The 9,394-nt window shown below is 45.6% G+C and carries 6 protein-coding genes; all 6 read right to left on the reverse strand.

Going from position 1 to position 9,394, the window contains the following annotated elements; all coding sequences use genetic code 11:
• Positions 1-2: 2 nt before the first annotated feature.
• A complete protein-coding gene (locus AB4Z30_RS04225) occupies positions 3-1,508 on the reverse strand; it encodes a glycoside hydrolase family 32 protein (RefSeq protein WP_441923588.1) in 1,506 nt (501 codons plus the stop codon).
• 176 nt (positions 1,509-1,684) lie between these two features.
• Positions 1,685-2,668 carry a LacI family DNA-binding transcriptional regulator gene (locus AB4Z30_RS04230; protein WP_441923590.1) on the reverse strand — a complete coding sequence of 328 codons (984 nt, stop codon included), beginning with the start codon at positions 2,666-2,668 and terminating at the stop codon, positions 1,685-1,687.
• A gap of 224 nt (positions 2,669-2,892) precedes the next feature.
• A complete protein-coding gene (locus tag AB4Z30_RS04235) occupies positions 2,893-4,566 on the reverse strand; it encodes a ribonuclease J (RefSeq protein WP_441924197.1) in 1,674 nt (557 codons plus the stop codon).
• Between the two features lie 435 nt (positions 4,567-5,001).
• A complete protein-coding gene (gene rhaA, locus AB4Z30_RS04240) occupies positions 5,002-6,258 on the reverse strand; it encodes an L-rhamnose isomerase (protein WP_441923592.1) in 1,257 nt (418 codons plus the stop codon).
• A gap of 14 nt (positions 6,259-6,272) precedes the next feature.
• Positions 6,273-8,342 carry a bifunctional aldolase/short-chain dehydrogenase gene (locus AB4Z30_RS04245; RefSeq protein WP_441923594.1) on the reverse strand — a complete coding sequence of 690 codons (2,070 nt, stop codon included), beginning with the start codon at positions 8,340-8,342 and terminating at the stop codon, positions 6,273-6,275.
• A 337-nt stretch (positions 8,343-8,679) separates the two neighbouring features.
• Entirely contained in the window at positions 8,680-9,390 is a 711-nt protein-coding gene (treR, locus tag AB4Z30_RS04250; RefSeq protein ID WP_441923596.1) for a trehalose operon repressor, read from the reverse strand.
• Positions 9,391-9,394: the final 4 nt, after the last annotated feature.

Raw genomic sequence — 9,394 nt, forward strand, 5'->3', positions numbered from 1 at the left:
TCTCATTCCATTTCATACTTCCATATGACCATTTTGAAGTCCGCCTTGCCCCCGTGTGCAAAAAATTGAATACCCGCACTGTCCCGGCTTGGAAAGATCCGGCTGGTGAAGACTTCCTGCCCATCGTTGACAAATATCTCAACCGAGGATGAATCCACGAACATACGCAATTTGATTACATTGTGCACTTCTGCTTCTGAATCCACATCCAACGAACAGGAGCGAATCGTACCATTGGCTTCCGACAGCGCTGCACCAGAGTGACTGCGATCCAGTATTAGTTTGCGGTCCAGTTGATTATACTGAACGATCGTTTTCTCCGTATCACTCGCCCGAAACTCAATGCCTACAAGGTTTGCATCGTTCTGGCTTATCTCACATTCGAGTTCGTAAGCGATGCCATGAAATCCTGCAAAGGATCGGCTCTCATTGTTAATCGTACTCTGAGCTTGGATACCTTGTTGCTCCCCGCGCAGCTGCGCCATTTCTGGAACCGGCTGCTGAATAAGCTTGTCACCTTGAATTGATAGTTGACGTGGAAGCGTTAAACAATGTGCCCATCCGCTATCATCTGTCGGATACGCCAGATCAGGAAGTCCCATCCACGCGACTAAAATGCGTCTTCCGTCCGGTGAATGCATCGTCTGCGGCGCATAAAAATCAAAGCCCCGATCCAATTCGTGAAACTTTCCATGTTTGAATTCTCTCGACTCCAGATCCAGAGGCTCGCCGATGAGATAACCGGACTGATAAATGTTGTGGTATCGTTCCGCTTCCGGCTGAATGCCTTGCGGTGAGAAGATCAATACACCCTGACCCTCCATCTCCAGATAGTCTGGGCATTCCCACATGTAACCAAAAGAAGGCAGTGTTGTCATGATCTCACCAAGAAACTGCCAATGTTTTAAATCTGCCGAGCGATACAGCATCGTGCATCCTGTCTCATCCATTCGCTGGGCTCCAATGACACAATAATAAACATCATCATGCTGCCACACCTTAGGGTCTCGGAAATGCTCGGTATATCCGGCCGGTACGTCCGAAATAACAGGATGTTCGAATTTTGTGACTACATTCTCCTCATCCATGATCGCCAAACACTGATAGGGATGTCTGATCCAGTTCTTATCCCTTGTATTGCCCGTGTAGATGAGGTTTAATTTACCGTCTTTTTCAATCGCACTTCCCGAATACGCTCCATGGGAATCATAAGGACCTCCCGGTTCAATGGCGATGCCAACATTCTCCCAGTTCACCAAATTGTTCGAGCGGGTATGATACCAATATTTCAAGCCATGTTCTGTTCCAAGAGGAAACCACTGATAGAACAGATGATAATAACCTTGATAATAGGAAAAGCCGTTAGGATCATTGAGCAGACCCGTCACAGGCTGAATATGATAACTTTGTCTCCAGGAGCATGTAGCGATCTGAGCTTCCAGCTTGGCAATCTCTCCAGGCTCAGCTTGCTCAATCCGTCGGTAGAGCTGCTCTCTTGTCATTTTCATACGTCATATCAATCTCCAATCATGATGCAAAAATCAGAAGTCTTGCGGCAGAGGAACCGGTTCCAAAATAAACAAAAAAATAATTCCATGCAACAATCGTTGTTTGCCCATGTCCTCATTCTCAAATTAAAAACAAGAGTGGAACCGGTTCGATGGAATTATCATAAAGGATCAATTTATATTTTGTCAACGCTTTCTCGGAGAATAAGTTCAACATCCAGGATGGTCTGCTTCCTCACACTCTCCCCTTCTACCAGCTGGCTAATGTGGCTCGCCGCAAGCTTGCCTGCCTGTAAATAATCATATTTTACCGTGGTCAGCGTTGGATGAATCATCTCCGTAATATCATACCCACCAAACCCTGTCACTGATAATTGCTTGGGAATTCGAATTTTTTGGAAGGAAGCTGTTTTCATCACACCCATCGCAATATTATCTGTCGCTGCAACGATCAGGGATGGTCTGTTTTGTTGCAGAATCTGCTCAGCTGTAATCACGGCTTCAGACATTTTGAAGCTTGTTTCATAGTATCTGACATTACAATCGCTACACTCGTCAATCGCGCGTTTAAACCCTTGTTTACGATGAATACCTACAGCCTGATCCTTCTCGCTCACGCCCATGAACACGATATCCCGGTGCCCCTGTTCAACCACATATTTCCCCATGATATAGCCAGCTTGATCGTCATTATGGATCAGACAATGCAGCGACTCATGTTGCTGTCCCACCAGTAATACCGGAATCCGGATGTCCTCAATAGCTTTCAAGTGTGCCTCCGTAATTTCAGCGGCGAGCAGAATGATCCCGGACACCTTTTGTCTGGCAAAATCATAAATCGCATCGATCTCACGCTGCATATCCTGGCTCGTATTCGCAATGAGCATCTGATATTGAAGCCCTCGCAACTCCTCGTCAATACCGATCAACGTTTGGGAGGTCGCATAAGAATCCAGCCGTGGAACAACCGTGCCAATAATGCTCGTCTTTTTCGCTTTGAGACTCTGTGCAAAGGTATTTGGAACATAATTATATTGTTTAATAATACGCTCAATCTTCTGACGGGTATCCTCACTAACCGATCCGCCATTCAGATAACGGGACACGGTACTCTTCGCCACGCCTGCCATTTGAGCGATATCTGAAATGTTTTTGTTCATAAGAAACTCCTCTGGTATAGATAAAATCGTTCGTTTATGTATTATAACTCGAATCGCAAAGCTCAGCGAATACGGAAAAAACCACACACCAGAGAAGCCCGATTCACTCAGAAGCTCACACGAAGTGTGCTCCATACGAACCGGGCTTGGCAAAGTTATTTTTCAACATATAAATCTTGAAGCAATAGGCACAAATGATCCATCATTGCCTTCAAATATCTAGTTCAAACCTCGATAATAATCGGTAAAATCATCGGACGCCGCTTCGTTTGTGCATAAATGTAATGACCGATCTCGTCCTTCAGCTTACGTTTCATCACATTCCACTGATTTACACCAGCGCCCGTTAATTCATCCATTCGCTTTACCACTCGTTCATGAATTTCACTCATGAATTGTTCCGAATCCTTCACAAAGACAAAACCTCTGGAGATAATCTCAGGGGAGGCAACCATTTGTTTTTCTGTTTTGCTGAGCGTTGTTACAATGACCAGCATACCATCCGACGACAGCTGCCGGCGATCCCGAAGAACAATATTGCCTACGTCACCGATAATTAATCCGTCAACTAAGCTGTTTCCCGAAGCGATTTTAGGGCCTAATGAAGCGACACCCTCTTTGTACTCCACCATATCCCCATTATTAACGATAAACACATGACTTGGCTCAATTCCGACCGATTCGGCAAGCTGTCTATGCTGATACAACATCCGAAATTCGCCATGGATTGGAATCAAATAATCCGGCTTCATCAGCGTAAGCATCAGTTTCAGTTCTTCCTGACTGCCGTGCCCCGATACGTGCATACCCGCTGCACCGCTGGAGCCATAGATGACCCGTGCACCCAGAACATACAGGTTGTCGATGACATGGGCAAGGTTTCTTTCGTTACCGGGTATGGCTCCTGCTGCAATAATGACCGTATCTCCAGATTCAATACTAACTTGAGGATGTTTGCCTGCAGCTAGGCGGGACAAGGCAGCCATTGCCTCCCCCTGACTTCCGGTACATAACACAACCACCTGCTCGCGCGGAAACTGACCTGAATCAGCGGCCTCAATTAACAATCCGTCGGGAACGTCGAGATATCCAAGTTCACTTGCCACATTTACAACGTTAATCATGCTTCGTCCAAGCAGTGCAAGCTTACGTCCGGTCTGAAAAGCGGCGTTTACGATCTGTTGCACTCTGCTGATATTGGATGCAAAAGTAGAGATAAACACTTTTTGCTTGGCACGAATAAATGCGTCCAAAATATGATCCCCGACAATACGTTCCGAAGGTGTGAACCCTGGTCTTTCAGCATTCGTACTTTCCGAAAGCAGCACATGCACCCCCTGTTTTCCAATTTCGGCCATGCGATGTAAGTCAGGGAAAGGGCCATTTACAGGGGACATGTCAAATTTAAAGTCTCCCGTATGCACCACATTGCCTGCCGGCGTTTGAAAGAAAATACCCAGACAGTCCGGGATGCTGTGACTCGTTGCAAAAAAAGAAACGTCTATACTTCCCAGCATGATCTGAGAGTTTGCGTCAATCGTGTGCAGATCTGACTGGCGTAGCAAGTTATGCTCTTTCAATTTCAGCTCGATCAGTCCACGTGTCAGCCTGGAAGCATAGACTGGAATGTTGATTTGTTTTAAAAGGTACGGAATTCCACCAATATGATCTTCATGACCATGGGTAACAACAAGAGCCTTCACCTTATCCAGATTTTCGAGCAAATACGTTACATCTGGGACGATAAGATCAATACCTGGCATCGTTTCATCCGGAAACTTGGAACCACAATCGATTACAATGATATCATGATTGTACTGGATCAAATACATGTTTTTCCCGATTTCGTTCACGCCGCCGAGTGCAGCAATATATAGTCTGTTATGAGCAAACTTCAAAATGCCTTCATCCTCCTCTACATAGCGATTCACTGTATTTCTTCTGTATCCCTAGTATGGAAGGAATCGCCTTGGTTATGCACGAAAGTGGCTATACGTCAAAAAACCACGTGCGGAACTTTCATTCCGACGTGGCTCTATTCACAGAATCGCCCTCTTTTCAAATCCCAATATATTACTTTTTATCCCATAAATGATATAATGGTTACAAAATAAGGGGGGTGAAAATATGAAAAAGAAATTGACTCTACTTGGATTGATTGCTGTCTTAACTCTTTCTATGTCCTCGCTTATCTCAGCTGCACCTTCTGAGCCAGTAAGTCCCCAATGGACTTGCCCGCTTCCGCATAAGGCTTGCCCAGAACCTTATTAATACATTTTTGAATTTAGCCGGCTAGGATTACTAGCCAGCTATTCTATTTCGGCTTTAATATTTTACCTTGATTGAATTGCGTTCTGTTCATAGGATTTAACTTCCTTAATCCACTGCTCACGAACAGGCACACCTTGCTGGGCACAATAGTAGTCCCACACTGCCCCAAACGGATAGGATTTGAACTCCTCCGTCAAAGCAAGGCGTGTCGTATAATCTCCATCCACCTCTGCCTGCTTCAACAATTCCACTGGCTCCAGCATAGCTCGCAGGAGGGCTTTGATGGTGTTGCGTGTACCGACAACCCATGCAGCCACACGGTTAATGCTGGCGTCAAAGAAGTCCAATCCAATATGTGTTGTGGCTAGAAGCTCATGACGCACCAATTCACGAGCAATTTCAAGCAATTCATCATCCATAATAACGACATGGTCGCTGTCCCAGCGCATCGGGCGGCTGACGTGAAGCAAGATACCGCTCGTGAATAACGCCAATGAAGACAGCTTGTTTGATATCACTTCTGTTGGATGAAAATGGCCGGCATCCAGACAGATTAACGTATCATTTTGCAACCCGTATCCCATATAAAACTCATGTGAGCCGACAACGTAAGCTTCTGAACCAAGACCAAACAGCTTGCTCTCAACCGCATCCAGATTATGCTTTGGATTCAGCGATTCGGCAAATACTTCGTCCAATGAGTCCTTCAAACGTTTACGGGGAGACATCCGGTCAACAGGATTGTCCTTGAAACCATCCGGTACCCATACATTGGTCACACAGGTTTGCCCTAGTTGTTCGCCGAAATACGCACCGATTCGCCGAGAAGCTTTGCAATGGTCAATCCAGAATTTGCGAATCTCGGGGTCAGGATGACTGAGTGTGAAGCCGTCGCTTGATTTTTCATGTGAGAAACACGTTGGGTTGAAGTCCAGTCCAAGACCGTGCTCTTTCGCCCATTTTACCCAGTTTTCGTAATGTCTTGGCTCAATCTGATCCAGCTCCACCTGTTCGTCTGTATCGGCATAGATCGCGTGCAAATTGACTTTATGTTTACCGGGAATGAGAGCAAAAGCTTTCTCTAGGTCTGCACGAAGCTCCGCAGGGGTTGTTGCTGCGCCCGGATAGTTTCCCGTAACTGATATACCACCCGTCAGTTCACCTTCCTGGTTGAGAAAACCTTTGACATCATCTCCTTGCCAGCAGTGTACGGATACTTTAATATCTGCCAGCTTATTTAATACATCATCCGTATCGATGCCATGTTGTGCATATAAAGACTTCGCAGCTTGATACGCTTGTTCCACCTGATTTTGCATCCATCTAACCTCCTTTAACGTGTAAATGCTGCTGGTACACCACCATCAATAGTCAGCATACAACCTGTCGTTTTCTCCGATTTCGATGAAGCGAAGAAGGCAATACCTTCCGCGATATCTCTAGGATAGATGTTAACGAGCAGCGTTGTGCGTTTGCGATAATATTCTTCCAACTGATCCGGTTCAATGCCATATGCTGCTGCACGCTCGTTCCTCCAAGATCCGTTCCAGATAGCAGAACCTTGCAGGATCGCATCCGGTAATATGGTGTTGACACGGATGCCATATTCGCCACCTTCCGCTGCAACGCAGCGAGCCAGATGGGCTTCGAGTGCTTTGGCCGAGCTGTAAGCAGAAGCACTTTTACCTGCATATACAGAGTTTTTCGAGCCGATAAAGACCATGCTTCCACCGATACTCTGCTCTTTCATCAATTTGAATGCTTCGCGAGCAACCAGGAAATAACCTGTGCCCAGCACGCTTATATTCAGATTCCATTCCTTCAATGAAGTTTCATCAAATGGACTGGATGTCGCTAGACCAGCATTGTTAACGATGATATCCACACCACCGTATTGCAGAGCCGTTTCCGCATAGGCCGCCTGTACCGCCTCTTCGTCTGTCACGTCCATCTTGAGTGCATATGCACGGTTGGCACCGTATTGATCGTTAATTTTCTGTGCTACCTTCTGTGCGCCTTCCAAATTCAAATCTGCAAGCACAACATGTGCGCCTTCCGAAACGAGTCTGCGTGCTGTTTCACTACCAATACCGCCTGCACCGCCCGTAATAAAGGCTACTTTGCGAGAAAACTCTGTTTCTGCAGGGGCCAGCGACAATTTATATAGCTCCAGCGGCCAGTATTCCACATTATAAGATTCATTTGCACTGAGCGAAACAAATTTGCCTAGGCTTGTTGCCCCGCGCATAACTGCAATTGCCCGATGGTACAACGCACCGCTTACTTGTGATAAGGCCCAGCTTTTGCCTGTATTGATCATACCTACACCAGGAATGAGAATAACGCGAGGAGCCGCTTCGAACATTACATCGCCTTCATTTTTGTTGCTCTCGAAATATTGCTTGTATTTCTCTTTGTACGCAGCGATACCTTCTGCAAGCTTCGCTTTCAATCCATCAACATCATCCGCGTTCGGTGTCCAGTCAATGAAGAGCGGCACCACTTTGGTATGTACCAGATGATCTGGACAAGCCGCGCCAACCTGAGACAACTGCGGAGAATCTGCTCCACCTGCAAAAGCAAGTACATCCTCCTGATCGTCAAAGGACAAAATCATTTTTTTGCTGTCCGACACGGCCCCGCGAATGGTAGGCATCACACGAGCAGCAATTTGACGACGAACTTCAGCAGGAAGTGCTTGGTGTTTTACTCCACCAAAGAGATCATCTTCTTTTACTCGTGCTTCAATGAATGCTTCTGCTTCATTAATGATCTTGATCGTCTGTGCGTAACATTCCTCAGAGGTTTCTCCCCAAGTCACCAGACCGTGCTTCTCCATGAGCACTAGCTCGGCATTCGGATTTGCGGATACGCTTTCAGCAATCATTTTGGAGAGTGTAAAACCCGGGCGCACATAAGGAACCCATACAAAACGATCCCCGTATATTTCGCGCGCCAACTCTTTCCCGTTATCTGCGCAACAGAGGCTGATAATCGCATCCGGGTGAGTATGATCCACATGTTTGTACGGAAGGAACGCATGTAACAGCGTTTCAATAGAAGCTCGCGGATGTTTCGCATCAATCATACAATGCCCGAGGTACTCCACCATCTCTTCATCTGACATGGAAGCACGTTCCATCAATGGGCCGATATCCTCCAGTGCCAGTCCGGTAAAATGCTTCGCTTCCATGGAGCCGAGATCCGAGCCGCTCCCCTTCACATACATCACTTCGACATCACGACCACGGAAATCCTTTACTGTTGTTTTGGTAGACGTATTGCCACCATAAATATTGCATACCCGTCGATCGGTACCGATCAGATTGGAACGATAAACTAACTGGTCAAGCCCTGTTGTTTTCTCTGATGCCTGCGCTGCATTCCATAAACTCTGTACCATTTGTTCTCCTCCGATAATGTTTGTTTTCTTCCTGATTCGAGTTTAACATTTTTGTTTTGTTTTGAAAACAAAAACTTCATCAACGAAAACAGAAATATACAAAGAATGAAAATGACTTCAACTTCAGCTGCGTTCCATTCATGAAAGCTTTAGCGGACTGTTTCGATTCCCAATCCATTCACTCTCTATTCACTCTCTTCGGATTATGAACAGGATAGCGCGTAGCAAAAAAAGTACCCGATCACATCTGATTACAGTGATCGGATACTCTTTACTTGTTTACATTCAGTATTTAATTAGTTCATAGATCATGCTCGTTAACTGACCTTCTACTCACTTACTTGCGTCTTGCAAAGTCTACAAATGTAAATTTGTCCGGTCGATGCCGGGACTCTGTAAACTGGAACTGACTGGTATCTTCAAGATACACCTGGCTTTTTACAACAACAACATTGTGAAAACCTTCAAGATCCAGTAGCTCCCGATCCTCAGCAGTAGGCTCCTCTACCAAAATTTCTTTTTTGGCATACGATATCGACAGTCCAAGTGTCTGTTCAATATACTCATAGATGGAGTCATTACAGATGTCCTCGTTCAGGCCTGGAATCAAACGCTGGCTGATGTAATCTTTATCAAGTATGACCTGCTCACCGTCTACTTTGCGAACACGATTGATCTGCCAGACTTTTTCATTCTGACTAAATCTGGTCTTTTGGCTTAGCGCCTGATCCACCATTCGTTCCTCAAACAGCTTAACAACCGTCTGTGCACGGTGTCCCATCTTTTGTGCCAGTTCCTTGAAGCTAACCAGACCTGAAACGGGGAAATCTATTTTGCGTATGTCTAGCACAATCGAACCCTTACCTTGAATCTTCTGGATATAACCTTCTTCATACAGCATTTTCAGTGCTTTCCGTATGGTTTCTCTGGATGTTTGATACCGTTCTGATAAATCCAGTTCCGATTGAAGCAATGTACCTGCCTCAATGTCTCCATTCCGAATACGCTCAGCAATATCTTCATATATTCGGATAAATTTATTATTCATTTTT

This window comes from Paenibacillus sp. 2TAF8 (assembly GCF_052114825.1).
In the GTDB taxonomy this organism is placed as follows: domain Bacteria; phylum Bacillota; class Bacilli; order Paenibacillales; family Paenibacillaceae; genus Paenibacillus.

Excerpts from the sequence above, each read along its gene's own strand:
- treR (WP_441923596.1), bottom strand. The coding sequence starts at position 9,390 with ATGAATAATAAATTTATCCGAATATATGAAGATATTGCTGAGCGTATT.
- AB4Z30_RS04245 (WP_441923594.1), bottom strand. The coding sequence starts at position 8,342 with ATGGTACAGAGTTTATGGAATGCAGCGCAGGCATCAGAGAAAACAACA.
- rhaA (WP_441923592.1), bottom strand. The coding sequence starts at position 6,258 with ATGCAAAATCAGGTGGAACAAGCGTATCAAGCTGCGAAGTCTTTATAT.
- AB4Z30_RS04230 (WP_441923590.1), bottom strand. The coding sequence starts at position 2,668 with ATGAACAAAAACATTTCAGATATCGCTCAAATGGCAGGCGTGGCGAAG.
- AB4Z30_RS04225 (WP_441923588.1), bottom strand. The coding sequence starts at position 1,508 with ATGAAAATGACAAGAGAGCAGCTCTACCGACGGATTGAGCAAGCTGAG.